The sequence below is a fragment of the Rhodohalobacter sp. SW132 genome, assembly GCF_003390325.1.
Taxonomy (GTDB): Bacteria; Bacteroidota; Rhodothermia; order Balneolales; family Balneolaceae; genus SW132.
In genome coordinates, this window is sequence record NZ_QUOK01000001.1 from 735,012 (window position 1) to 760,578 (window position 25,567).

Sequence of the window (25,567 nt, forward strand, 5' to 3'; positions counted from 1 at the left end):
GGATTAACCTGCCTTTTTAAAGGGGAATATGATACGGCTTTTATTATCGTATATAAATTTTAGATTTTAAGTGCTGAGTGAATGAAAATAAAGATCTATAGCTGAGTGGTTGTTTTTTTTAACTTGTCAAGATGAATAAACCAAATATGTATTTATGACAGAGGTGCTTCTTGTTGGATTGGGCGGAGCCATCGGCGCTGTGCTTCGCTACCTCACAGGGCTTGCTGCATTAAAACTTTTCAGTGGGTCTTCTGTCTACACCGGCACTTTATTCGCCAATGTAATCGGATGTTTCCTGGCAGGAGTTCTGCTCTCTTTTTTCAGCTTGTCGGTAAATGCCCCGGAAAGTATCGTTCTGTTTTTGACTGTCGGCATCCTGGGATCCTATACCACGTTTTCAACATTTGCCCTGGAAAATGGAAAACTTTTATCGGGGCCGGTCTCAAAACTGCTGCTCTACCTTTTCTGGCAGATAGCTGGTGCATTTGGTGCTCTTGTTACGGGATATGAACTTACCCGTTTGATGCTGGGGGCTGCCTGATGAAAAATCTTTTGTCATCAAACGTATTGTGGATTGCACTGGGCGGCGTTTGCGGAGCGTTACTAAGGCATGCTACGAATACACTTTTCGGCCTTCTTGCTGCGGATTCACACTTCATCACCGCAACAACAATTGAGAACCTACTCGGCAGTTTTTTGATGGGCGTTTTTTTTACGGTGCTTAGCCGCAATCCTGAAAAAAATATTCGGATAAACCTTTTCCTGCTCACCGGACTGCTTGGCAGCTATACCACCTACTCGGGATTTATGACGGAAGCCTTTGTTTTCTTCGGGGATTCATTCTATCTCTTTGCGGCATATCTTTTTTCTCAAATATTTGCCGGTGTACTGTTGCTGGCCGCCGGTGTGAAAATTGCTCAATTCATCAGAAAAGAGAACTAAAGACTACCGTTCCCCACACCTTTTTTATCTGATTTCTGAAACCAAAGACTGAATTCATGCCGGTTCGGATCTTCAGTATAACTATACTCTGCTTCCAGCTGCTTTGACAACACTTCAATGAGATGAAAACCCGCCTCGCTGATATCCTCACCCTCGATCCGCTCCCGAATCGACTGACCGTTATGCTGAATTGTGAGCAGAATACTCTCTTTATCCGTTGATTCGGTGAGCTCCAGGTGAAACTCCCCTTTCTCCACCGTTTTAAATCCGTGCTTCACCAGGTGAATGATCACCTCGTTTACAATCAATGAGCAGGGAATCGACTGATTGATACTCAAATCGGCATTGTCGCATGCAAAGGCAGCATTTACGTTGCTCGATGAATTCAGACTGCTTAGTGAACTAAGAGATACCTTCTCGATACTTTGGCCCAAATTCAGTCTCGAAAAACTGTCTGACTGGTAAAGCTGCTCATGTACCGTAGCCATACTTGAAATTCGTGCGACGTTCACCAGCAGTTTTCCCTGCACTCCCTCATCCGTTTCCATCATCGCCTGCATCTGGATCAGGCTTGATACAACCGCCATGTTATTTTTTACACGATGGTGGATTTCGGCCAGCAACGTGGTTCTCTCTTCGTGCATCCGGGCGTTGGTGATGGCAATTGCGGCCTGGTTAGCCAGCGCCTGGAAAAGCGGAACTTCTTCCTGCAGATACTGCCCTGCATCCTCCTTGTTTATAGCCTGCAGAACACCAATCACTTCCTGGGACTGGTTAAGCAGCGGAGCACAAAGTATGTTGCGTGTTATAAAAATTTCCGGGTTAAAATCGCCCCGAAACCGTTCATCAGCAGACACGTCATTCACAATTTGCGGTTCCCCGTTTTCGGCAACCCATCCTGCAATTCCTTCTCCCATGGGAAATCGTTTACCGGTGATGGAATCCCCTGCCGGACCTGTTGGGATGCTTAAAATCATCTCATCAGTAAGTTTATCCGTTAAGAATACTGAGCACGCTTCGCTGTCGGTAATAATTTTGGCCGCATCAATAATATTCAAAAGAACTTTATTGATGTCGAGATTGGAATTAATCTGCCCGATCAACCTCAGGAGCAGGTCCAGTTTTTCCTTGTGAAATGATTCTTGAATCAGACTATTCATACTTCTTACTGTTATTCGATACCCGTTTCATATAAATGATTGCTTTTCTACGGGTGTAAATGTCTATAATTAGATAATGATCAAAATGCAGAAATACCCTCATCTGCTCATTTTTTTATCGGGTCAGAGATAGAACAATCATCGCTTTATTTACCTGATTCTTAAGCATCCGGGCATTTATTAAAATAATTTAATGATTGATTTTTACAGATATATCTCGTCTTATCACCTCATATAATTCTTTTGAAATCACGATCAATACGTATATTTATCGACCGTTTACGCTTTTTACTCAACCCACATCCATTCTTCATGCTGAAACCAATTTCTATCACCCGGTTTTTCATCCTTACGATTTCAATTTTACTGCTTAACTCTCTTTCTGATGTACACTCCCAGGGACTTTCCCCTGATGATGTGGCATCTATTGAGACGGTTGGAGCTGTTGCAATGAGTCCCGACGGAAACTCGATCGCCTACACACTAAGTGTACCCAGGACGGAAGATGAGGATATTGGCAGAAATTACTCCGAGCTCTATGTTGTGCCTGCTGATGGCGGAGATCCCGTTCCGGTCATCCAGAAACCGAACAGCGCCGGTTCACCGCAATGGGGCGCTGACGGACGCCTCTATTTCACCACACGAAATACTGATTATCATAACCAGGTACAGGTTTATTCCGTTAACCGGTCAGGCGAGGATTTTCAGCAACACAGCAGTGCGGAACATGGACTCAGCAGTTTTTCCTGGAGTGATAATGGATCGTTTCTTGCCTATACGGCGATGGATCCTGTTTCCGATGAGCGGCGCGAAATGGAACAGAGAGGGTATGATATGATTGTGGCCGGGGAAAATCAGCGGTTCATGCGGCTATGGATTCAGCCTCGAGATGGAGATGCTGAAAAAATTTCTCCGGATGATCTCTACATCTGGGATTTCTCATGGGCACCAAACAGCCGTCAGCTTGCGATCCGGGTGAGTGATGAACCCGGTGCCGATATTGAACAGATGTATACTCGCTATGCTGTCATAAACCGCGACGGATCGGATCTGAATGAGATCATGACGGCACCCAAGAAAAAAGCGGCTATGAGCTGGTCACCTGATGGAAACCGGCTCGCTGTGTTGGCAGGCAGAGTGTATAGCGATCCGCTTCCGCAGCGAATCTGGGTGATGAGCTCAGACGGCACGGAAGTTGATGACCTCACCCCGGCTGGCTGGGAAGGAACCGTGGAATCGATCTCCTGGCAAAGTAACCGTGCACTGCTTTTTACAGCCGTAGAACGATCCAGCACAACCCTGAACCGAATGCGGATCGACCAGCCGGATATGACACGCATTGCAGGAGGTGAAGATGAAATTTTCCGCAGCATCAGCCTCGATGAACGAAACCGAACGTTTGCTGCATCTGTGAATACACGCGAACATCCCGGTGAAGTCTATCGCGGAACCATTCAGCGGGGAGAACTCAGCCGGATCACACATCACAACGAATGGTTGTCAGATCGGGAATTGGGTGAGCAGAGTTCCATCACATGGCCCGGAGCTGACGGACTGGAGATGGAGGGAATTCTGGTGAAACCGGTGGGATATGAAGAGGGAACGCGCTATCCGCTGGCGATTTTGCCGCATGGCGGCCCGGAAGGAATCAGTATGAACGGATGGAATACGCGCGCACTTTACCCGAGTCAGGTGCTCGCAAATGAAGGGTACGTGGTTTTCAAACCGAACTATCGCGGGAGCGGCGGGCGGGGAACCGTCTTTGCTTCGGCAAACCATCGCGACCTGGGCGGTAAAGAGTTTGATGATGTGCTGCTGGGAATCGAATCCCTCGACGATATGGGACTGATCGATCCGGAAAAAGTTGGTATTTCAGGGACATCCTACGGCGGATATTTTGCTGCATGGGCCGCCACCCGGCACAGCGACCGTTTTGCCGCCGGAATTACTTTTGCGGGACTCTCCAACTGGATATCCTTCATGGGCACGACGGATATTCCGCACGAAATGAGTGTGGTTCACTGGGATCTCTATTGGTTCGATAATCCAGGCCAGAACTGGGAGCGATCCCCTGTAGCGTGGCTTAACCAGGCCGATACTCCGCTACTGGTTGTTCACGGACTTGCTGATGACCGCGTTCACCCCGAGCAGTCGATTCAGCTCCATCAGTTCCTGGAAATGAAGGGAATTCCTACCGGGCTTGTGCTCTACCCTCGACAGCCCCACGGCCTCACGGAACGTGCCCATCAGCTCGATTTTATGAACCGTGTGATTGAATGGTTTGATGAATATGTGAAATAGTATTTAATCATACCTGAAATGCTGGCCGAAACCTGTCAGCCGCAAATGCAGCTTTAGTGGTACATCCACCGGATCTGCTTCTTGAAATCCCTTTTGGAGAGGAAATTTCTTAACTAATTCAGCCCAATGAGTTGAGCCATCTGTGATGAAAAATGATCTGTGCAACTGCTGACAACGTACCGGGTTTTGTAACCACATTTTATTTCCCTTGATTATCAAGGACTTCAGATCAAATGTTAATCCGGGAATATATATCTTTTGGTAAGAATCCGTAGTTGTTGCAATAATTAATTCAATCAGGAAATAATTAATCATATGCGCAAATTATCGACCGTTTCAAGTTGGTTTCTGAATCCTCAGTGCTGTTTACATGACAGATTGTTCTTTTCTCCCCGAATCTGGCCGTTGGTACTTTCCATTATCACCGCCGCCCTGTTTTTGTATGGCTGTAACGCCGCTGAGGAGACCCCACGTGAGCTTTCTCCTTTCCCACTATCGGCTGTAGATTTGATAGATGGACCTTTTTTGCATGCTCAAAACCTGAATGATGATTATGTTCTGGCGCACGATCCGGATCGGTTATTGGCACCATTTCTGATTGATGCAGGGCTAACTCCAAAAGCATCTCGTTATGGAAACTGGGAGAATACAGGGCTGGACGGACATACGGCCGGGCATTACCTGACAACTCTCGCCATGATGGTAGCCGCCTCTGGAAATGAAGAGGCCCGGGATCGTCTCGAATATATGGTAGATCAGCTTGCCATTTGTCAAGCTGAAAACGGTAACGGCTATGTTGGCGGGATACCGGGCGGGCAGGAAATGTGGGAGGAAATCGCTGCTGGCAACATCAATGCCCAGAGTTTTTCCCTGAACGGCAAATGGGTACCGTGGTATAATATTCATAAGCTGTATGCCGGTTTACGTGATGCATGGATTTTCACTGAAAACGAACAGGCACTCGAAGTCCTTATCGAGCTTACCGACTGGACTGTTGAACTGGTCAGTGATCTTTCAGATAATCAGATCCAGGAAATGTTGATTTCTGAGCACGGCGGAATGAATGAAGTATTTGCTGATGTGTATGATATCACCGGGGATGAACGCTATGCGGAACTTGCAAGGCAATTTTCACATCGTGAAATTCTGGACCCTTTATTAAATGAAGAAGACCGGCTTACAGGCCTGCATGCAAACACGCAGATTCCCAAGGTAATTGGGTTCAAAAGAGTAGCCGAAGTATGTGAAATACCATCATGGGATGATGCCGCTGCCTTCTTCTGGGATACAGTGGTTAATCACAGATCCGTGGCTATTGGCGGAAACTCGGTAGCGGAGCACTTTCATCCAAGAGATGATTTTTCTTCGATGCTCGAATCGCGGGAAGGACCGGAAACCTGCAATACGTACAATATGATGCGCCTTGCACGTCAGTTATATTTCACATCCGGCGATCTGAAATATATTGACTATTACGAGCGCTCATTATACAACCACATTCTTTCCTCACAACACCCCGAACACGGGGGGCTGGTTTATTTTTCACCAATGAGGCCGGGACATTACCGGGTATATTCAAACCCGGAGCATACATTTTGGTGCTGTGTGGGTACCGGAATAGAAAATCATACCAAATATGGTGAATTGGTTTACTCCCATGACGGTGAAAATCTGTTTGTTAACTTGTTCCTGCCAACCAGGCTCGACTGGGAAGAAAGGGGAGTAACTTTGACTCAGAAAACAGAATTTCCGGAATCGGATGTCACCGCCTTCACACTCAATATGGAGGAAGATCAAACCTTTGACCTGAATATTCGCCACCCTCAATGGCTGACCTCTGCGGGCATGTCTGTTGAAGTAAATGGTGAAAAATTTTCGGGTGAAAGTGAACCAGGAAGCTACTTTACAATTGACCACAACTGGCAGGATGGTGATCAAATTGAAGTGCGGATGCCCATGCACACGTACGGAGAGTATTTACCGGACGGAAGCCCATATATGGCTATTTTGCACGGCCCAGTAGTTTTGGCAGCCGATGTCGGGTCGGAAGATGTCAGCGGTCTGGTTGCCGATGACAGCAGAATGGGCCAGGTGGCACCGGGTCTTCTTTATCCGCGTCATCACATGCCAATGCTTGTGATTGATGATGAGCAGTGGACAGACAAATTATCCCGTAATACGGAGTTGCCACTCAGTTTCGATGTCTCTGAGTTAACCTATCCGCAGGAAGAACTCTCACTGATTCCTTTCTATCGGCTTCATGATGCCAGGTATATCATCTATTGGCAAACCGGAACTTCTGAGGAAGCAAGGCAAATGCGGGATGAGTTGGCTAAGCAGGAGGATGGCTTCATGGAACTTGAAAATCAAACCATTTCCAGGGTAGTGCCCGGTCAACAGCAACCGGAGTCGGAGCACAATTTTCAGGGTGAGCAAACCGAGGCAGGGGTTCATCAAAACAGGCACTGGCGCAAATCCGGAGCATGGTTTTCCTATGATATGCCTGACCCTGAGCATGAAGCCCGTGTTTTACGCCTTACCTACCATGGCGAAGATGAAGATCGCCATTTTGATATTTTACTCAATGACAATCACATTGCGGAGGTGCGCCTTGATGGTTCGGAAGGAGATCAGTTCATTGATATCAGCTATTCTCTCCCAACCTGGGTTGTGGAAGGACAGGAAGATGGTATCCACACTATTCGATTTGAAGCGAAAGAAAACTCAGAAACAGCACATATTTTTGATGTACGATTAATGCGATGATACTCTATCGGCGAAATAGGTACCACCTGTATTTTAAGCTACCGGAGTCAGATTGGTTTTAATAATACTCAAAGAATCGAAAGTAAAACACTTTGGTACGTGAATTCTGTCGCTATTGAGATAGTGTTGCCACGCTCTACTTCGCTAAAGCTTCGAAGAGTTTATATTCCGTAGCTTTAGCAAAGGTAGGCATGCTTTTCAACATTAGTGGCTTGACATGCCAGTAAATTAAATCAGGATTTATGAAAGAGAAAACCCGATTGCTGTTCGATCGCCTGGAAGCGAAACGCGGCCGAATTATCAAACAGTATGGCCGGCTCACACCTGCTCAGCTTCAGTTCAAAGCCGACCCTAATGAGTGGAACCTTCTCCAGGTTATGCGCCATCTCGTTACGGCTGAGCAGCAATCGGTTAAGCTTATCCTGAGAAAACTTCAACAGCAGGATAAAATTTCCCGAACGGGATTTGGAGCGAAATTTCGCCACCTGGTCCTGAAAATTGCACTTCGTCTTCCATTGAAATTTAAAGCTCCAAAAATTGCCGAGGTCCACGAGGAATCACCCGATTTCAACCAGATGAAATCGGAGTGGGAAACTGTTCGAGAAGAGATACTGACAATCATTGAGGAATCAACCAGCGAAACCCTTTCAAAAGCACTTTACAGGCATCCAAGAGCCGGTTATCTGAATGTAAAACAAGCACTTGAATTTATGGATGAGCATCTGACCCATCATCAAAAACAGATCGACCGATTGGTGGATCAATCAAATAATCTGCCCCATCAGAAATCATAACCGATGAAAACTGTTTCTCAAAAAGCTGCCGGTAACAATCAATTGATTAAAAAATGTTTGCCGGCTACGGGTTTATTGCATTTCTTTAGGCGATTCATCAGCATAAAATTTTTTTGCTGTGAACGCATCAGTCCGTTTTCGATCTGAATAGATATATTCTTCGGCACCGGGCTGTATGACAACCTCCCAACTTTGGTTTTGTACGGGTGACCTATTTAGATTTTTCCATTGTTGCAATTTACCTGATCTACATTCTCTGGAAAGGGCTTCGGCTGCAGGATAGCCAGACGACCACAGATGATTTTTTTCTTGCCGGACGAACACTGAGCTGGCCGCTGATCGGCTTGTCTCTTTATGCCACCAATATCTCCATCACCACCATTATTGGTCTGAGCAGCAGCGGTTACGAAAATGGAATTTCGGTATTCAATTACGAGTGGACCGGCACCATTATGCTGCTCATCTTCGCAGTTTTCATTGTGCCGTATTACCTCAGGCACAAACTCACCACCATGCCGGAATTTCTGGGTCGCAGGTTCGATAACCGGTCACGCTATTTCTTTTCCGTACTCTCCATAGCCATGAGCATTTTGATTGATATCGCCGGAGCGATTTATGTAGGCAGTATTCTGCTGAAGGGAGTTTTTCCGGAGACGGAGTTATACATTTTTATAATTATAACCGCTTTTATTACCGGATTCTACACCATATCCGGCGGACTGAAAGGGGTCATTATCACCGATTCGATCCAGGCGGTTTTACTCACAATTGGTTCCCTGATTGTGTCTGTTGTAGTATTTCAGCAGGTAGACTCCTGGAGTCAGGTTCAGGATACGGTAGGCGCGGATTTTTTAAGCCTGATTCAGCCTGCGGATGATCCATACATCCCCTGGCCGACACTCCTCATCAGCTTACCCATTCTGGGATTTTATTTTATGTGTTCGAACCAGCACATGGTGCAGCGGGTCCTCGGCGCCCGAACGTTGGATGACGGGCGAAAAGGAGCCATCTTTGCGGGCCTTCTTAAACTTCCGCTTCTATTCCTGCTCGTTCTGCCGGGAACGCTCGGCATTTTATTAATGCCCGATATCGACAATCCCAACCTGATCTACACCGAATTGATGTATGACCTGATTCCAGTCGGTGTATTGGGCATCATCCTCACCGGATTTGTGGCCGCGCTGATGTCGAGCATCGATTCTGCGCTCACGGCATCATCGAGTATCGCCACGATGGATCTTTACCGAAAATTCAGGCCCGGGGCCACTCAAAAAAACCTGGTGAATACCGGTAAAATCTTTATCCTGATCTCGGTTATCCTGGCATCTTTCTGGGCTCCATACATTGACCGATTCCCCACGCTTTGGGAATATCTGCAGGCGGTGCTCTCCTATCTGAGTCCGCCCATTGCGGCCTGCTTTCTGTTCGGACTGTTTTGGAATAGAGCAACATCCGACGGCGCATTCTATTCATTACTGGGTGGCAGCGGCATGGCGCTTCTGCTGATTCTGAATAACTATTTTTATACGATTCTCTTCCCGATCCACTTCCTCTATTCAGCTACCATCATCTTCCTGTTCAGCAGTATTGTGATGCTGATCGTAAGCCTGGCGAAACCCGAAAAAGAGGTCTCACCATTTTTTACGGCGTCAAAAGAACGCATTCCTGAAACAGAAGTGTCGTGGTATAAAAATTATCGATTTCACGCCCTGATCGTACTTATTCTTACGATAGGACTGGTGGCTCTTTTTTGGTAGAGTATTGATGTATGATTTGCTTTCAAAAAAATTTGAGCCCATCAATCATTTTACTTTACCTGAACTATCATTTATCACAACAAAAAATTACGATCTCTGCCTTAAACTGTTACATTGACTCAAAGTAATTTCAAATTTTCAATCCTCGAAAAATGAACTATCGAACACTTGGCAAAACCGGCTTTAAAATCTCTGAAATCTCCCTGGGAACCTGGCAGCTTGGCGGAAAGTGGGGAACGGACTTCGATGAAAAAATTGCGGCTGAAACTCTGGATACGGCGATTGAAGCGGGAGTAAATTTTATCGACACGGCCGATGTGTATAAAGGCACTGAAAGCGAAGTTGCCGTCGGAAAAGCGGTGAAGCGGACCGATAAACAAATCCACGTGGCAACAAAATGTGGCCGGCAGATCAATCCCCACATCAATGAAAATTACACTCCGGAAGTTCTCCGGGGATATGTAGAAGATTCCCTCCAGCGGATGAATCTCGAAACGATTGACCTGATTCAGCTCCACTGCCCGCCCACCGAGGTGTATTACCGACCTGAGATTTTCGGCGAATTTGAAAAGCTGAAAGAGGAAGGAAAGATTCAGAATTTGGGAGTGAGTATCGAAAAAGTGGAGGAAGGGATCAAAGCCCTGGAATATGATAATGTGACCTCCATCCAGGTGATTTATAACATGTTTCGGCAGCGTCCTCATGAAGTGCTTTTCCCGATGGCACAAGAGAAAAATGTGGGTATTATCGTCCGGGTTCCACTGGCGAGCGGCCTGCTGACCGGTAAGTTTTCGAAGGAAACCACATTTGGTGAAAAGGATCACCGCAACTTCAATCGTGAGGGAAAGTTTTTTGATGTGGGCGAAACCTTTTCAGGGATTCCATACGAAAAGGGAGTGGAAGCAGTGAATGAGCTGAAAGAAATTCTTCCGGATGATGAAAATCTTGTCCACCTGGCCCTTCGATGGGTATTGATGAGCGACGAGGTTAGCTGCGTAATTCCCGGCGCATCATCCGTGGATCATGTAAAGTCCAATGCTGAAGCAGCAGAAAAACCGCCGGTTTCTGATGAGATCATGAAAGAGATTGATCGGGTGTACAGTGAGCAGATCAAACCGCTTGTGCATCAGCGGTGGTAGCAGGAAGGTTTCCAGGTAAAATATAATCACTCCCGGTATAGTCCTGCAATTGCTGCAATTACAATCAATACGTAAAGCCTAATTCATCAAGACCGTTTTGGATATCTTCGTTGCTCATAAAAAGATCCCATAACAAACCGGAGCGGTGGTTTTCAATCATAACCACAATCGGGCCCTGATCAATTGCAAGATAGCGCTGAGGGAACCAGTTGTGTTCAAAGCTGAATGCGTCGAAAAATCCAAATTTACCAAAGGTCTTGTCTTTATGATTCTCGTACAGATTACGGATTACCTTCATCGATTCATCAGGGGTATAAGGGATAGATGAAAGTGCCGCAGTTGGAGTAATAACGCCAAAATCTACATCAAATGGCCGGTGTGCGGCATAACCATCGATCGAGTAGCTGGCCGTCAATCCCCAGAGATCCTCTCCATATCCTTCAAAACCTTTTGGGTTTTCAATAGCGTACTCATACTGAATCAAAGTATGATTGCGGTTATTTTCCCAGTAGTTGGCATATCGATCTTCAAGATTTCTCGGGTCGAGTCCAAGAAAAGAGTAGTGTGCCCAGAAAAGCGGTCCTCCATACTCCTGGGCTCCATTGTGGCGAAGCGGTAGGGAGTAACCATACGCTTCATGGCCTGTATACCTGATATTACCACCCCTGGCCCACCCTTCGTGATACACTTCCGGGTCGATTGAATAGGTGGGGGAACCTGCAGCGAGGATGTAAACAATCATCGCTTCGTCGTATCCCCGAACCTGATGGTTGATCGCCCAGCCGTGGTTTGGCGACCAATGCCAATAAAGTACATTTTCAGAACCGTTTTTTGTATGCCAGTTCCAGTTTACGTCTCGCCATAAAGTGTCGATGCGATCGGCAAGTTCCAGTTCCCGTTCATCACCCTCAAGCAGATACTGTTTTACGGTTAAAAGCCCCTGGATCAGGAAAGCAGTCTCTACAATATCAGCACCATCATCCTCCTGGCTGAAGGGGCTAACCCTGCCGCTGTTGCCTTCAAGCCAGTGCGGCCAGTGTCCGTTAAAGCGGTCGGCCGATTCCAGAAATCCGATTATCCGGTCAAAACGATCCACCGCTTCATCACGCGTAATATATTCCCGTTCGACACCGACAATAATAGCCATCAGCCCAAAACCTGAGCCTCCGGTTGTGACAATATTCCGATCTTCACCCTGTCCATCAAGATGATATCGTTCGCGAGCCATCCCGGAATTGGGTTCAGCTCCCTCCCAGAAATACTGGAATGTTGCTTCCTGAACGATATCCAAAAGCTCATCATCTGAAAGTTCTGTTGGTTCTTCACCATTTCCATTTTCCAGTGGAGGTCTCTCTTCCACAGAAGTGGTTTCACATGCATTAAACGTTGCTAATCCACTAAATAGCAGAAAAAAGATAAAGAGGTACTTGATATTTTTATCACTCATAACGCTTGATGATCAGGGGAAAAAAGGGTTACAGATCGCAACAGTAAATCAGTTTGAGAACACATAAATTCTATTAGCCGCTTTTTTATGCAATTTTTGCATAACTTATTTTTTTAAAAAACTTCACTAAAAATGGTTATCTAATTCAAATATACACCATTTAGCTTTATAATGAATGAATGTGGGGAATATAAAACTTTATCTGTATTTAGATGAGGTGTGCAACGCTGTGCAAAATCTTACGCAAGTCTGCACAGAATTTAATCAATGAAAAGGGACTGGAACAGAATGTGACATAAAACTACTGGCTTTGCAATGACTCTGAATTATGAATTAAGCTATCATTTGCCGATAAAGGGAAAATATAGACGACAATTGCTGCATTTAAGTGAATCATAAATCAATCAGCTACAATGAAAATAACTCTCAAAGATATAGCAGAGGACACCGGGTTTTCCATATCTACAATTTCACGGGTTTTAAATAATTCTGATAAAATCAGTTCTGACACTCGGAAAAAAGTTCTTTCAAGTGCAAAAAAGCTTGGTTATAAAATTGCAAAAAGTGGAGACTCTGCATCAAAAAAGCATCTTAATATAGCTTTAGTTGCTACCGGGTTTCATCAGGGAGAGTTTTATACAAGTTATTTTTATGGTTTGAATAAAGCAGCTCAACAAAATAATGTCCGCCTTTTTTTATCAGTAGTGATTGATCATCAGAAGGGCCTCGTAAAATTGCTGAAGAGTTTGGCATCAGAATATTATGATGGGATTGTGTTATGCATTCCTGAATTATTCAGTTCAGACCACGAAATCATTGCATCTGAACTGCCGAATGATTTTCCAGTGTTATCAAATTCATTAATTGAAAATCCGGTATTTCCTACAATTACTTTCGACAGTTACTCTGGCGGATATCTTGCCGCCAAACATTTTCAGGAACAAGGGTATAAAAAAGTTGGAATCATTCTTGGACCTTCGGAACGATCAGAATCCCGATTCCGGAAAAATGGATTTACAGATTATGTTACTCAACAACGTGGGATGGAGTTAACCTGGAGTTGTGATGGAGATTACACATTTCAATCAGGCATCAGTGCATTTGAAGATTTTCTGCAGAATAAAAACCAACCTGAAGCTGTGTTTGCTTCAAATGATACTATGGCAAATGGTTTTCTGCAGACAGCCAAAAAGAACCATTTTAAGATTCCGGAGGATGTAGCACTTATCGGCTATGATGATCTTCCCTACAATGAACATACTCAGCCATCTTTATCATCCATCCGCACCGATTACGAAAAACTGGGTAATGCTACAATCAAAGCTCTTTTAGAAACATTGTCTGAAAATAACTTCACATCAAATGTACTAAGCTTCGTGCCGGTATCTGTTTCTCATAGAGAATCATCTTAGTCTTATTTTTTGCAGTATTGGATGGTATGACTATGATTTTTGTACCGGTATAGCTGTGAGGCTGCAAAAAAAAGTGGCTTCCTGTAAATCATCGCCTAATTAAGTTTTTAAGTTAAATTTAAGTTCCCGGTCTTTTTGACCCACCCCCGACCCCTTCCTATGTCGCAAATACACTCTATATGGATGGGAGCACAATAAAATATTTACATTTTCTTACGGTATTTAGGGTCTGAGAATTCAGTTGACGCTTTTTGTAAATAGCCAGCCCCGGGCCGGAATTTCCGATTCAGTTATATATCAGCTTCCAGGTAAATTTTGTGCCATCTCACAACACATCTGATGGTTTGTGATTTCGCATTTCTCAGTAAGAAAAACCAAGTTTATCGAGTCCGTTCTGCACCTCATCGCTGCTCATGAACAGATCCCAAAGTAAACCGCTTCTGTGGTTCTCTATCATAACTACAATCGGTCCCTGGTCTATTGCAAGATATCGCCGGGGAAACCAGTCGTGCTCCGGGCTCATGGCATCATAAAAACCGTATGGGCCAAACATTTCATCATGATAATTTTCATACAGATTTCTCATAACTTTCATCGATTCCTCCGGTGTGTATGGAAAGGATGAAAGTGCAGCTGTAGGAGTGATTACGCCATGGTCCACACCGTGGGGCCTGTGTCCATCGTAGCCATCCATTGAATAACTTGCGGTTAAACCCCATAAATCTTCGCCATACCCTTTGTAATCAAATGGATTATCTATTGCGTACTCGTAATGAATTAATGAATGATTTCGATTATTCTCCCAATAATTGGCATACTGATCTTCAAGATTTCTTGGATCTAACCCGAGATAGGAGTAATGAGCCCAGAAAAGAGGCCCGCTGTATTCTATAGCGCCATTGTGTTTAAGAGGCAGTGAATATCCATACGCTTCATGATCCTCCAGAACAATATCACCACCCCGGGCCCAGCCTTCGTGGTATACCTCGGGATCAATCGAATAAGTGGGAGAAGAAGCTGCCAGAATGTATGCGATCATCGCTTCATCGTAACCCTGCACGGTATGATTCATGGCCCAGTCATGATTTGGTGACCAGTGCCAGTAGAGTACACTCTCTTCCCCTTCTTTTGTGTGCCAGTTCCATTGCACCTCTCGCCAGAGAGTATCAATCCGGCTGGCTATTTCCTGTTCTCGTTCATTTCCATCCTGCAGATATTGGCGCACGGTTAACAAACCCTGGACAAGAAATGCGGTTTCAACAATATCTGCCCCGTCATCCTGCTGGCTGAACGGTTTTGTCTCGCCGGTTCCACCGTCCATCCAGTGAGGCCATAAACCATTAAAACGGTCGGCTTCTTCAAGAAAATCAACGATACGATCAAACCTGTCAACCGCTTCGTTTCGTGTAATAAAGCCACGTTCAGCACCTACAATAATGGCCATCAAACCGAAACCGGAACCGCCGGATGTTACCACATTTTTGTCGTCCTGCGGATAATAGCCATCCACATGATATCTTTCACGTGCCATACCTGAATTGGGTTCTGCACCATCCCAAAAATACTGGAAAGTAGCATACTGAACCTCATCGAGTAACTCCTCATCTGAGAGTACTTCATCTGTCGAAATTGACGACGATTCAGGCTGTCGTTCAATATTTTTACAGGTAGAAAATAAAAAGATGCCTGCTGTAAGAATCAGAAGGAAATTGTATCGCTTTCTGTAAAATGCTTTCATTTATCTCTGCTTTGTGAGTTGAATTTGATTTCTGCAATAACCGGGAAATGGTCTGATGGATAATTTAATCCGTCATAACTGTCTGTTAACACTCCATATCGGTTTACCTCAAAATGATTGGTGAGAAATATATAATCGATGCGGCGATCGGGTTCCCTGGTGAAACTAAAGCCATTAAATGTGCCTGTTGGTCCATGCGGAGGTAGATTTGAGATGTGATACGTGTCTTGAAATCTGCCATCATCGATCACTTTTTTGTAAGCTTTGTTATCGGGTTCAGCATTTAAATCCCCTAAAAAAATTATTTTTGCATCCTCAGGGGTATTTTCTTCTATATGCTCAAGAATCATTCTGCTGCTGTTTTCACGGGCTTCCTGACTTTCATGATCAAAATGAACATTGTATACGTAAAACTCTTTTCCTGAATCCAAATGCTCAAATTTGCCCCAGGTACAAATCCTGTGAAAATTGACTCCCCAGTCCATCGAAGGCCGATCCGGGGTTTTTGAAAGCCAGAATGTATCGTGTTCAATTACCCGGAAAAGATCCGGGTTGTAAAATATAGCACTATGTTCACCTTCTGTGTCTCCATCATCCCGAGAAAACCCGATGTATTCCTGCCCAAGCATTTGACGCAAATCCTGCAGCTGATTGTGTTCACCCTCTTGAGAACCCCATAGCACGATATCGTGAAACCTGATAACACTTGCTACGTGGTGCTTGCGGGATTCCCAGCTATTTTCATGTTCAGCTGGGGTAAAGTAAAAAATGTTGTAGGATGAGATGTTAAATGGCTGAGCCGAAACGGTGGAAAACCCGGCTAAAAGGAACAATAGGACCGCAGAATAAACGATCACGCATACACCATTATGTACTTGCAGCCGGAGAAACATTTTTCGGGTTGTAATCTGATTCATCTTTTCTACAATTATGTGAGTTATCAACAGGCAATTCCAATCTGGAATATGGAGGAAATCTTGAATTGTCCGGACTTTGCTTATTCATGATGCCTGTTGAAGTGATACACTAAAAAAGAGATAATGCAAACTAAAGTGCAAACTATCAAATGTTAATGAAATTTTGCATAAAACCAATAAAAGTCTAAGACATAAATTTCGAAATACACTTTTTAAATTCACTTTTAAATGTTAAAATTATAAGTGTTTAAGTTAAAAAGCGTAGATAATAAAACGTACCTGTTATTTATGCAACACAATGCAAACTGATTTCTATTTTGCACTATTAAGTGTAACAGATGATGTAGATTCAACTTTTTCAACATCACGAATGCAATTTTTAAAAGATTATCAAAGAGGCAATCTATGAGAAAAAGGATACGATTTTGTAGAGATTTTACTTGTATCGCAGTGCTCATCATATTTTTATCTGGAAGCGCTTCTGTTGTGTTCGCACAGCATCAGGTCAGAGGTACGGTTACAGATAATGCTACAGAAGAGCCGCTTCCCGGTGTGAATATTGTCATTGAAGGCACTACCATTGGTACTTCAACTGGTGTTGATGGCCAGTATCAATTGAATGTTCCATCATCCGATCAGGTATTGATCTTCTCTTATATTGGGTATCAAACTCAGGAGATTGCTATTGATGGAAGATCTGAAATCAATGTAAGTCTATCAGAAATTGAGCTTGTGGGTGAGGATTTAGTTGTGGTTGGCTATGGAACCCAACGAAGAAGAGATGTAACCGGATCGGTTTCAAGAGTGAGCGGTGAAAGAATCAGTCGAATTGCCACACAGTCGGTAGACCAGGCGCTGCAGGGAGTGGCAGCGGGTGTGCAGGTCACCCCGTCATCCGGTGCGCCGGGAGCAGGTTCTGTCATTCGCATTCGGGGAGTCGGTACTCTCGGTGATGCATCTCCCCTCTTTGTAGTTGATGGAATGACCACAGATAACATCAATTACCTCAATCCAAATGATATTGAATCTGTTGATATACTGAAAGATGCATCAGCTACAGCTATTTATGGCGCCAGGGGTGCCAATGGAGTAATTCTGATTACTACCAACCGATCGAACCTTGAAAGACCCGCTGAATTTAATATAAATTACTACAGGGGATTTCAAAATGTGGCGCGAACTGTCCCCGTTACCAATGCCCGTGAATATGCCATGCTGGCAAACGAGGTAGCACTAAACGAAGGAGGCACACCTCCATTCAGTGACCCAGATCAGTTTGGTGACGGTACAGACTGGCAGGATGAGATCTTCAGAACGGCACCTATTCAGAATTTGAATATCTCCGCATCGGGTGGTACAGCCTCAACATCGTATAACATTAGTGGCAGCTACTCCTCTCAGGACGGTATCATCAGGGAGAACTATCTTGACAGGATCTCCCTGCGTCTAAATAACGAATATTACATTACCGATGATTTTCAGATCGGACATAATCTTGCCCTGGTCTACGAATCGTATCAAAATGCACCGGGAGTTGTGGGTTCGGCCTACAGAGGGGACCCAACCATTCCCGTATTTACTGAAGATGGAGCATATTCACCGACCGATGCGCGTGCTTCGGTGGGAAACCCGGTTGCACAATTCGAATATGACAGTAACAACGAAAATTCCCGTAACAGAATAATGGGTAATGTCTTCCTGAACTACTACTTCCTGGATAATTTCCAGTTCAGAAGTAATTTCGGGCTCGATACAAACCGCGTTGAAGGCCGGAGCTTCTCCCCCATCTTTTTTGTGTCTGCTATTCAGAATAGTGAACAAACCTCTTTAAATGTATTCAATAATTTCACAACGAATATTCTTTGGGAGAACACGCTTCAGTATCAGCAACAGTTTCAGGATCATCGGGTTGAAGCCCTTGTTGGGTATACGGTTGAAGAGTTTAGTACAGAAAATCTTGCCGGTAGCCGGATTGGAATTGTTGGTGATGATCCCTCACTCTGGTATCTCAATTCCGGTGATGATAGCGAAGGTGTAACGAATACAAACACAGCCGGAGAATGGGGGATGGAATCTCTGCTGGGCAGGATTAACTATAATTTATTAGAGCGATACCTGCTTACTGCCACCATTCGCCGTGATGGATCTTCACGCTTTGGCGCGGATAACCGGTATGGATGGTTTCCATCATTTGCATTGGGGTGGATCATTTCCGATGAACCATTTATGCCACAGACAAACTGGATAACACAGCTTAAAATCCGCGGAAGCTGGGGTATTACCGGAAATGATAAAATTGATTTTTACCCTGGCGTACCTACCGTTTCAGGTAATCTGAATGCTATATTCGGGCCCGGTGAAGACGTACATTTCGGAGCATTACCCATCAATCTGGCAAATCCTCAAATACGCTGGGAGGAAACCACACAATTTAATATCGGAGTGGAGCTGGATTTAATTGACAGCCGCCTGAGAGGTGAATTTGAATATTACGATCGGGTAACCGATGGCATTCTTGTACGAGTGCCTATTCCGAGTTATGTAGGTGCAACACCATCGCCATTTGTAAATGCTGCTGAGGTTAAAAATCACGGACTGGAGCTAACCTTAAACTGGCGGGATACCCACGGGGATTTTATGTACAGTTTTGGTGTAAATGCCACTACAATCAATAATGAAGTACTCTCGCTGGGAAGAGGCAACGAAGATATCTTTGGCGGCGGTGTGGGTGTTGGAGGCATGCTTGCTACACGCACCATTGTGGGCCAGCCCATCGGTTCTTTTTATGGGTACAAAATGGACGGAATTTTCCAGAACCAGTCAGAAATTGATGCGGGACCTACCATGGGTAATGAACAACCGGGAGATATCCGATTCACTGATTTTACGGGCGATGGCCAAATAACTACAGATGACCGAACATTCCTGGGCTCCCCCATTCCTGATTACCTGTTTTCTTTTAACATGGAGTTCGATTACAGGGGATTTGATTTCAGCGCTGCATTGACTGGGCAGTATGGAAATGAAATATACAATGCAAAAAAACAAGCCCGCTTCGGAACCCCGAATTTTGAGGAATCTGCTCTGAACCGATGGACAGGTGAAGGCACCACAAATTCATACCCAAGAATTACGAATGGCGGTCATAATTACAATGTCTCAGATTTTTTTATTGAAGATGGCAGTTTTTTAAAGCTTCAAAGCCTCACTCTCGGATACACACTGGACGCATCATTAACAAACCAGTTGGGATTGAGAAACCTGAGAGTGTATGCCAACGGAAATAATTTATTCACACTCACAGGATATGATGGCTATACACCGGAGATCACAAGTGGTTCTGTGATTGCTTCGGGTATCGACAGCGCATTTTATCCGTTTGCGAGAACCATCACATTTGGTATTAGTGCCTCATTTTAAAAAGGCTAATTGCATAGTAATAAAAGTTTAAGCCTCAAATAACGATCACATGGACTATTTAAAAAAACCTCATTCCAATTCAGTGCTAAGACTTGTCGGTGTTTCATTCCTTCTGGCAGTTTTCGCAATTGCGTCCTGCAGCGATGTGGTAAACAAAACCCCTCTTGTGGAACAAACCAGCGAAAATTTCTTTCAGAACGAGCAACACGCGATTCAGGCCACGAATGCAAGCTATCAGAAAATGAGGGATTGGAATGTTCACGTGTTTTCATTTATTGGGCTGACTGACATGATATCGGATGATGCAACAAAAGGCAGCACACCGACGGATGCTGCTCAGCTTCTTGAACTGGAAAACCTGACATTTGATGCTGGAAGTGGCGATGTAAGTGCCTGGTGGGAAGGCAATTACCAGGGTATTTATCGCACAAATATAGCCATCAAAAATATCCCCGGTATTGATATGAATACGGTGTTGAGAGACAGGCTTGTAGCAGAAAACAGGTTTCTGAGGGCGTATTATTATTTCAATCTTGTTCGCGGGTACGGAGGAGTACCTTTAATAACAGAACCACTTTCGCCCGATGAATATGAGCAGGACAGGGCATCAGCTGAAGAGATCTACTCACAAATAATCAGTGATCTCGAAGCGGCCGCTGATGACTTACCCGTTAAATCGGATTACCCGGCGTCAGACCTGGGTAGAGCTACAAAAGGTGCCGCGGATGCCCTGCTTTCAAGAGTCTACCTGTTTCGGGAAAACTATGAACTTGCCCTGCAATATGCCGAAGATGTGATCACATCTAATGAGTACCAATTGCTTCCGGATTATTTTCAAATCTTTACCAATGAGGGTGAAAATTCTTCAGAATCCATATTTGAAGTGCAGGCAACCGATAGCGAGGAGGGAGGCACCGGAAGCCAGTATGCCGAAGTGCAGGGTGTGCGCGGACAGCCAAATCTTGGCTGGGGATTTAACAGGCCATCGCGCGATCTTGATGCCGCCTATGAAAACGGTGACTTAAGACAACAAGCTACAATTTTATCACCATGGGAAGAACTTCCGGATGGATCGGGACTTACCGTGGTTGAAAACACCACTATGGTTGATGAACGCTATAATAAAAAAGCGTTTGCACCATCCGATCATGCAGGAGCGCGTGGAAACAGTCCGGTGAATATTCGAAGAATCCGTTACGCTGATGTACTTTTAATAGCAGCAGAAGCGAGCTATCGCACCGGAAACGAAGGTGATGCGCGTACGTACCTGAATATGGTTCGCGATCGTGCCAGGGTTGGAAATACAAATACCATGGGTGTAATTCCTGAAAATATGGCTCCCCTGGTGATAAATTCCCTCGACCTTGAAGGTATAAATTCACGTGTATTCGCAAGATTTGTAAATAGCGGCAGCCCTGCTGATGTTGCCGGTGCAGAACCGTTTGCCTATAGCTTTTCACGGGGCCGGCCGGTGGTTGAAGTGATGGATCTATTCACATCCATCAATGGAACAGAAGTGACCAACCGCACAGAGTTTTTAGACGCTTTAAATGCACAAACGTCAGGCTCAACAATTCCTGTTGAGATCATCAGAATCCAGCATACAGATAACGGCCAGGTTAATGAAGAGATAACATTGAATGTAGCTGTAGAAGAATTACTGCCAGACGTTACTGCATCAGGTCAGTCTCTGCTTGATGCCATCTGGCATGAACGAAGAGTTGAACTGGCAATGGAGCAAAAACGCTGGTTTGATCTCATCAGGCAGGGAAGAGCTGCAGACGTGATGCAGGCTCTTGGTAAGAATTTTGAAACAGGTAAACATGAGCTTTTCCCGATACCTACTAATGAAATTGATCTTAGTAACGGGAGGCTTCAGCAGAATCCGAACTGGTAGAGTGAAAAAGGTGATGTGTTTAAAAAGGATACGTTCTTTTTATTAAAAAATTAGCTGTGGCAATTGGCACATTGTATTACTGAGAGCTGAGCTATCCAAAGGGTGTCATCCCGCACTTTCCTGCGGGAGATGCCGGATCAGAGTCCGGCATGACGGAAGGGTAAGAAATGTTCGTTTTTCACGCCTTTTTGGATAGCCTTCCTCAGTTTAGATTGTAGAATCTTTAATTACAAATACCTCTGTATATGGAATTAAGAAATTTACCAGGTTTACTACTTTTCTCTGTATTGATTTTAGGTTCAACACTTTTAAGCACATCTGAAAAGCCGGTTGGCTATGAGGTTTATGAGGGAAAAGAACAGATTACCACAAATACTCCGGTACGCATAACACCTCTGCGGCATCCTGAGAAAGTGGACTCAGTACTTGCTTTAATGACTCTTGAAGAAAAAGTGGGTCAGCTGAATTTACTCAGCAGCGGATTTGCTGAAACAGGCCCTACTCTTAGCGAAGAGTATCGGGAAATGATTGGTGAAGCAAAATTGGGCGGCGTGTTTAACGCTCATACTGTTGAACATACACTTGATCTTCAGCGCATTGCAGTTGAGGAAACGCGGCTCGGTATCCCCCTTCTTTTCGCGTTTGATGTGATCCATGGTCATCGTACAATCTTCCCTGTTCCACTGGCTGAAGCGTCCACGTGGGACCCGGATCTTATCAAAAAAGCATCCCGAATTGCGGCTAAAGAATCAGCCGCTGCCGGTCTTCACTGGACATTCACCCCCATGCTGGACGTATCACCTGATCCGCGATGGGGCCGGATCGTTGAAAGCTCAGGCGAAGATCCGCTGCTGAACAAACGATTTGGAGTTGCGAGAATTGAGGGGTTCCAGGGAGATGACCTTTATGAGCTGGATACCATTATGGCTACTGCAAAGCATTTTGCAGCCTACGGAGCTGCTGAAGCCGGCCGGGATTATAATACGGTAGATATTTCAGAACGGACATTAAGGGAGATCCACCTGCCCGCATTTAAAGCTGCCGTTGATGCCGATGTACGAACATTTATGACGGCATTTAATGAATACGATGGAGTACCGGCTACCGGAAGCGATTACCTTTTCAACAAAATATTGCGGGATGATTGGGGATTTGACGGATTTGTTATCACCGATTACACGGCCATTATGGAGATGATCCCTCACGGATACGCACGTGATGAAGCTCATGCCGGAGAACTTGCCCTTAATGCAAATGTGGATATGGACATGATGAGCAACATTTTCCTGAATGAACTTCCCGGTCTTGTTGAAAGCGGACGGGTGAGTGAGGAGCAGGTTGATATGGCCGTGTCCCGGATTCTGGATATGAAATTTGAACTGGGCCTGTTTGATGATCCCTACCGCTATTCAGATTATGATCGTGAAGCGGAGACCATCATGCGGCAGGATTTTCTCGATTTTGCCCTCGAAGTTGCTGAAAAATCGATAGTGCTTCTGAAAAATGAAAACAACCTGCTCCCGCTATCCGATTCTGCTAAAAATATCGCCATCATCGGCCCACTTGGTGATAACCAATATGATGTGATGGGATCCTGGTCGGCAGCGGGGGAATCATCAGATAACGTCTCTCTTCTGGCGGGTTTGAGAAACGCAGTTCCGGAGGGTACAAATATACAATTTTCTGAAGGTGTACCTTTAAGTCTCGATGACCATTCTGCAGATGGAATAGATGAAGCCGTTAATCTCGCTGCCGAATCGGATGTTGTGATTTTGGCTCTGGGTGAAGGCCGGCACATGAGCGGCGAAGCGGCTTCAAGAACAACGTTGAATTTACCCGGTGCTCAGCAAGATTTACTCGAAGCGGTTCACGCTACAGGCACTCCGGTTGTTATGGTACTGATGGCAGGGCGGCCGCTTGACATCAACTGGGCAAATGAGAATGTCGGTGCTATAGTGAATGCATTTTATCTTGGAACTCGAACAGGAGATGCCATTGCATCGGTGCTATATGGAAATCACAACCCAAGCGGCAAACTGACATTCAGCTGGCCCTACACGGTGGGTCAGATTCCAAACGTATACTATCAAAAAAAGACCGGCCGGCCCATTGATCCGGACCAGCGTTATACCTCAAAGTTTATCGATGCACCGAATGATCCGCTGTTTCCATTTGGATATGGATTAAGCTACACATCCTTCGATTATAGTAACCTGACTCTTAGTGAAACTGAAATATCCCGCGATGGTCATCTCACAATATCCGTAGATGTGACAAACAGCGGAGATTTTGCCGGACATGAGATCGTACAGCTCTATACCCGGAAAATGGTTGCAAGTGTTACACAGCCGGTCAGATTGCTTCGCGATTTTGAGAAGATTTTTCTTGAACCGGGTGAAACTAAAACGGTTGAGTTCACTTTAAATGCAAGTCAGCTCACCTATTTAGATCAACAACTCAATCCTGTACTTGAGCCGGGAATTGTTAAGGTGTTTGTTGGTCCCAATGTTAGTGAGACGATGGAGAATGAATTAGAAATCATACAATAGTTGTATCGCAACAAGCTGCCCGGTTTTTTTGGAAAAATTCCAGAATAAATCGATGCAGTTTTAAACCTAACATGAATAAAAACAGGAGTACTATGAAAACCAAGCTACTACTATCGCTATTTTTAGCAGCTGCATTTACCTTGCAGCAGGCAACCGCGCAAAACTACATCGTTATAGAGGATTTCGAAGATCCCGAAGCACACATTCCATTGAATAACATGACGGATGGAGATGTGAGTGATGAAGAGGCATTTGAAGTCATTGAAAATCCTGATCCGGATGAAGTAAATGACAGTCAATATGTACTACAATACACCCGGGCTGCCAATGGTAACGTATGGGGCGGATTCTGGAGTGAGGTATTTGAACCATTGCAAATGGATGATATGAAATACACCCATTACCAGGTATGGAAACCTCGCATTAGTCCGCTCCGCTTCAAAGTTGAAGGGAGTGATGAAACTGAGGATTTTGAACATGAATCTATGGATGAACAGACAATAACGGATGGCTGGGAAAACATAACCTTTCACTTTCCGGATGCAGCCGGTGAATACCCTGTTATTGCTCTTATGCCAGACTTTTCTGATCCAGTAGATCTTGAGGAAAACATTGTTATCTACATCGATAACATCATCCTGAGCGATTCTCCCGATGATCCACTCGCAACAAGTATCGAGCAGGGAGAAATACCTGTTCATATGGCACTAAAGCAAAACTATCCAAACCCCTTTAACCCCGCAACAAATATTACCTTTGAGCTGAATAACCCTGGCCAGGTAACACTGAAGGTCTACGATATGCTTGGCAAAGAAATTGCCACAATTGCAGACGGGCACTATAATTCTGGGCAGCATCATGTGAATTTTAATGCCGATGGATTATCAAGTGGTATGTATCTCTACCGCCTGCAAACCGCTGATCGTTCAATTACAAGAACAATGACGCTGGTCAAATAAGCAGCGATTCACAATTCTAAAAGCGGGCTTTTCACAAAGAGAAGCTCGCTTTTTTTAATTCCGGGCTTAAATCGTATGCCAGACTTCCCCGCAATTGGAAGTTACTTTTGTAATGGATATAATTACGCGACGAGGTTAGCTGCGTGATTCCCGGCGCATCTTCTGTGGATCATGTGAAATCCAATGCCGAAGCGGCGAAAAACCGCCTGTTTCTGATGAGATTATGAAAGAGATAAATCGGGTGTACAGTGAGCAGATCAAACCGCTTGTGCATCAGCGTTGATAGTAAAATCAGGTTATTGGTAAATTAGGCTATTTGTTATCAGGATTATTTTTCCAGATTCTGTTGTTATAACCTGGAAATAATTA

Annotated in this window: 17 protein-coding genes; 12 read left to right on the forward strand and 5 right to left on the reverse strand. The window is 44.7% G+C overall.

The genetic code is table 11. The features are described from left to right. Positions 1 to 154: 154 nt before the first annotated feature. Positions 155 to 541 carry a CrcB family protein gene (locus DYD21_RS03165; RefSeq protein ID WP_116032205.1) on the forward strand — a complete coding sequence of 129 codons (387 nt, stop codon included), beginning with the start codon at positions 155 to 157 and terminating at the stop codon, positions 539 to 541. Further along, positions 541 to 942, forward strand: coding sequence for a CrcB family protein (locus DYD21_RS03170; RefSeq protein ID WP_116032209.1), 402 nt, complete (start codon positions 541 to 543; stop codon positions 940 to 942). Before DYD21_RS03165 ends, DYD21_RS03170 begins: the two co-directional genes overlap by 1 nt. Here the strand turns inward: DYD21_RS03170 and DYD21_RS03175 are convergent. Next, positions 939 to 2,102: a histidine kinase dimerization/phosphoacceptor domain -containing protein gene (locus DYD21_RS03175; RefSeq protein ID WP_116032213.1), complete on the reverse strand. Its 1,164-nt coding sequence runs from the start codon at positions 2,100 to 2,102 to the stop codon at positions 939 to 941. The two genes, DYD21_RS03170 and DYD21_RS03175, sit on opposite strands and share 4 nt — an antisense overlap. 312 nt (positions 2,103 to 2,414) lie before the next feature. Between DYD21_RS03175 and DYD21_RS03180 the strand changes: the two genes are divergently transcribed. Beyond that, entirely contained in the window at positions 2,415 to 4,403 is a 1,989-nt protein-coding gene (locus tag DYD21_RS03180) for a S9 family peptidase (protein WP_116032218.1), read from the forward strand. Between the two features lie 3 nt (positions 4,404 to 4,406). Here DYD21_RS03180 and DYD21_RS03185 read toward each other — a convergent pair whose 3' ends face one another. Beyond that, positions 4,407 to 4,718, reverse strand: coding sequence for a hypothetical protein (locus DYD21_RS03185; RefSeq protein ID WP_116032222.1), 312 nt, complete (start codon positions 4,716 to 4,718; stop codon positions 4,407 to 4,409). On the opposite strand from DYD21_RS03185, the gene DYD21_RS03190 reads away from it, so the two are divergent. The 4 genes from DYD21_RS03190 to DYD21_RS03205 all read left to right on the forward strand — a co-directional run bounded on the left by DYD21_RS03190 (position 4,719) and on the right by DYD21_RS03205 (position 10,859). After that, positions 4,719 to 7,169 carry a glycoside hydrolase family 127 protein gene (locus DYD21_RS03190; RefSeq protein ID WP_116032227.1) on the forward strand — a complete coding sequence of 817 codons (2,451 nt, stop codon included), beginning with the start codon at positions 4,719 to 4,721 and terminating at the stop codon, positions 7,167 to 7,169. 242 nt (positions 7,170 to 7,411) lie between these two features. Continuing rightward, positions 7,412 to 7,963: a DinB family protein gene (locus DYD21_RS03195; protein ID WP_116032230.1), complete on the forward strand. Its 552-nt coding sequence runs from the start codon at positions 7,412 to 7,414 to the stop codon at positions 7,961 to 7,963. 206 nt (positions 7,964 to 8,169) lie between these two features. Continuing rightward, positions 8,170 to 9,720 carry a sodium/solute symporter gene (locus tag DYD21_RS03200; RefSeq protein WP_116032233.1) on the forward strand — a complete coding sequence of 517 codons (1,551 nt, stop codon included), beginning with the start codon at positions 8,170 to 8,172 and terminating at the stop codon, positions 9,718 to 9,720. Positions 9,721 to 9,872: 152 nt separating this feature from the next. Next, the gene (locus DYD21_RS03205) at positions 9,873 to 10,859 is read left to right on the forward strand and encodes an aldo/keto reductase (RefSeq protein ID WP_116032236.1); all 987 of its coding nucleotides are present in this window, start codon (positions 9,873 to 9,875) and stop codon (positions 10,857 to 10,859) included. Positions 10,860 to 10,923: 64 nt separating this feature from the next. On the opposite strand, the gene DYD21_RS03210 is transcribed toward DYD21_RS03205, so the two are convergent. After that, on the reverse strand, positions 10,924 to 12,306 hold the full coding sequence (locus DYD21_RS03210) for a glucoamylase family protein (protein WP_116032238.1): 1,383 nt from the start codon (positions 12,304 to 12,306) through the stop codon (positions 10,924 to 10,926). Between the two features lie 413 nt (positions 12,307 to 12,719). Between DYD21_RS03210 and DYD21_RS03215 the strand changes: the two genes are divergently transcribed. Continuing rightward, positions 12,720 to 13,718, forward strand: a complete 999-nt coding sequence (locus tag DYD21_RS03215; RefSeq protein ID WP_116032241.1) for a LacI family DNA-binding transcriptional regulator — start codon at positions 12,720 to 12,722, stop codon at positions 13,716 to 13,718. A 361-nt stretch (positions 13,719 to 14,079) separates the two neighbouring features. Here the strand turns inward: DYD21_RS03215 and DYD21_RS03220 are convergent, their stop codons facing one another. Both DYD21_RS03220 and DYD21_RS03225 read right to left on the reverse strand, forming a co-directional pair. Further along, entirely contained in the window at positions 14,080 to 15,456 is a 1,377-nt protein-coding gene (locus tag DYD21_RS03220; protein ID WP_116032245.1) for a glucoamylase family protein, read from the reverse strand. After that, positions 15,453 to 16,373, reverse strand: a complete 921-nt coding sequence (locus DYD21_RS03225) for an endonuclease/exonuclease/phosphatase family protein (protein WP_116032249.1) — start codon at positions 16,371 to 16,373, stop codon at positions 15,453 to 15,455. The genes DYD21_RS03220 and DYD21_RS03225 overlap by 4 nt, the downstream gene beginning before the upstream one ends. Positions 16,374 to 16,859: 486 nt before the next feature. Between DYD21_RS03225 and DYD21_RS03230 the strand changes: the two genes are divergently transcribed. From DYD21_RS03230 to DYD21_RS03245, 4 genes are all read left to right on the forward strand, one after another. After that, entirely contained in the window at positions 16,860 to 19,793 is a 2,934-nt protein-coding gene (locus DYD21_RS03230) for a TonB-dependent receptor (protein ID WP_158551393.1), read from the forward strand. Between the two features lie 49 nt (positions 19,794 to 19,842). Continuing rightward, positions 19,843 to 21,690, forward strand: coding sequence for a RagB/SusD family nutrient uptake outer membrane protein (locus DYD21_RS03235; protein WP_116032256.1), 1,848 nt, complete (start codon positions 19,843 to 19,845; stop codon positions 21,688 to 21,690). 245 nt (positions 21,691 to 21,935) lie between these two features. Beyond that, positions 21,936 to 24,239 carry a beta-glucosidase BglX gene (gene bglX, locus DYD21_RS03240; protein WP_116032259.1) on the forward strand — a complete coding sequence of 768 codons (2,304 nt, stop codon included), beginning with the start codon at positions 21,936 to 21,938 and terminating at the stop codon, positions 24,237 to 24,239. A 92-nt stretch (positions 24,240 to 24,331) separates the two neighbouring features. After that, positions 24,332 to 25,198, forward strand: a complete 867-nt coding sequence (locus tag DYD21_RS03245; protein WP_158551394.1) for a T9SS type A sorting domain-containing protein — start codon at positions 24,332 to 24,334, stop codon at positions 25,196 to 25,198. The last annotated feature ends 369 nt before the right edge of the window (positions 25,199 to 25,567 follow it).

What these genes read in the sequence shown, in the direction of transcription:
- DYD21_RS03165 (WP_116032205.1), top strand. Translation starts at nt 155, where the DNA reads ATGACAGAGGTGCTTCTTGTTGGATTGGGCGGAGCCATCGGCGCTGTG.
- DYD21_RS03170 (WP_116032209.1), top strand. Translation starts at nt 541, where the DNA reads ATGAAAAATCTTTTGTCATCAAACGTATTGTGGATTGCACTGGGCGGC.
- DYD21_RS03175 (WP_116032213.1), bottom strand. Translation starts at nt 2,102, where the DNA reads ATGAATAGTCTGATTCAAGAATCATTTCACAAGGAAAAACTGGACCTG.
- DYD21_RS03180 (WP_116032218.1), top strand. Translation starts at nt 2,415, where the DNA reads ATGCTGAAACCAATTTCTATCACCCGGTTTTTCATCCTTACGATTTCA.
- DYD21_RS03185 (WP_116032222.1), bottom strand. Translation starts at nt 4,718, where the DNA reads ATGATTAATTATTTCCTGATTGAATTAATTATTGCAACAACTACGGAT.
- DYD21_RS03190 (WP_116032227.1), top strand. Translation starts at nt 4,719, where the DNA reads ATGCGCAAATTATCGACCGTTTCAAGTTGGTTTCTGAATCCTCAGTGC.
- DYD21_RS03195 (WP_116032230.1), top strand. Translation starts at nt 7,412, where the DNA reads ATGAAAGAGAAAACCCGATTGCTGTTCGATCGCCTGGAAGCGAAACGC.
- DYD21_RS03205 (WP_116032236.1), top strand. Translation starts at nt 9,873, where the DNA reads ATGAACTATCGAACACTTGGCAAAACCGGCTTTAAAATCTCTGAAATC.
- DYD21_RS03210 (WP_116032238.1), bottom strand. Translation starts at nt 12,306, where the DNA reads ATGAGTGATAAAAATATCAAGTACCTCTTTATCTTTTTTCTGCTATTT.
- DYD21_RS03215 (WP_116032241.1), top strand. Translation starts at nt 12,720, where the DNA reads ATGAAAATAACTCTCAAAGATATAGCAGAGGACACCGGGTTTTCCATA.
- DYD21_RS03220 (WP_116032245.1), bottom strand. Translation starts at nt 15,456, where the DNA reads ATGAAAGCATTTTACAGAAAGCGATACAATTTCCTTCTGATTCTTACA.
- DYD21_RS03225 (WP_116032249.1), bottom strand. Translation starts at nt 16,373, where the DNA reads ATGAATCAGATTACAACCCGAAAAATGTTTCTCCGGCTGCAAGTACAT.
- DYD21_RS03235 (WP_116032256.1), top strand. Translation starts at nt 19,843, where the DNA reads ATGGACTATTTAAAAAAACCTCATTCCAATTCAGTGCTAAGACTTGTC.
- bglX (WP_116032259.1), top strand. Translation starts at nt 21,936, where the DNA reads ATGGAATTAAGAAATTTACCAGGTTTACTACTTTTCTCTGTATTGATT.
- DYD21_RS03245 (WP_158551394.1), top strand. Translation starts at nt 24,332, where the DNA reads ATGAAAACCAAGCTACTACTATCGCTATTTTTAGCAGCTGCATTTACC.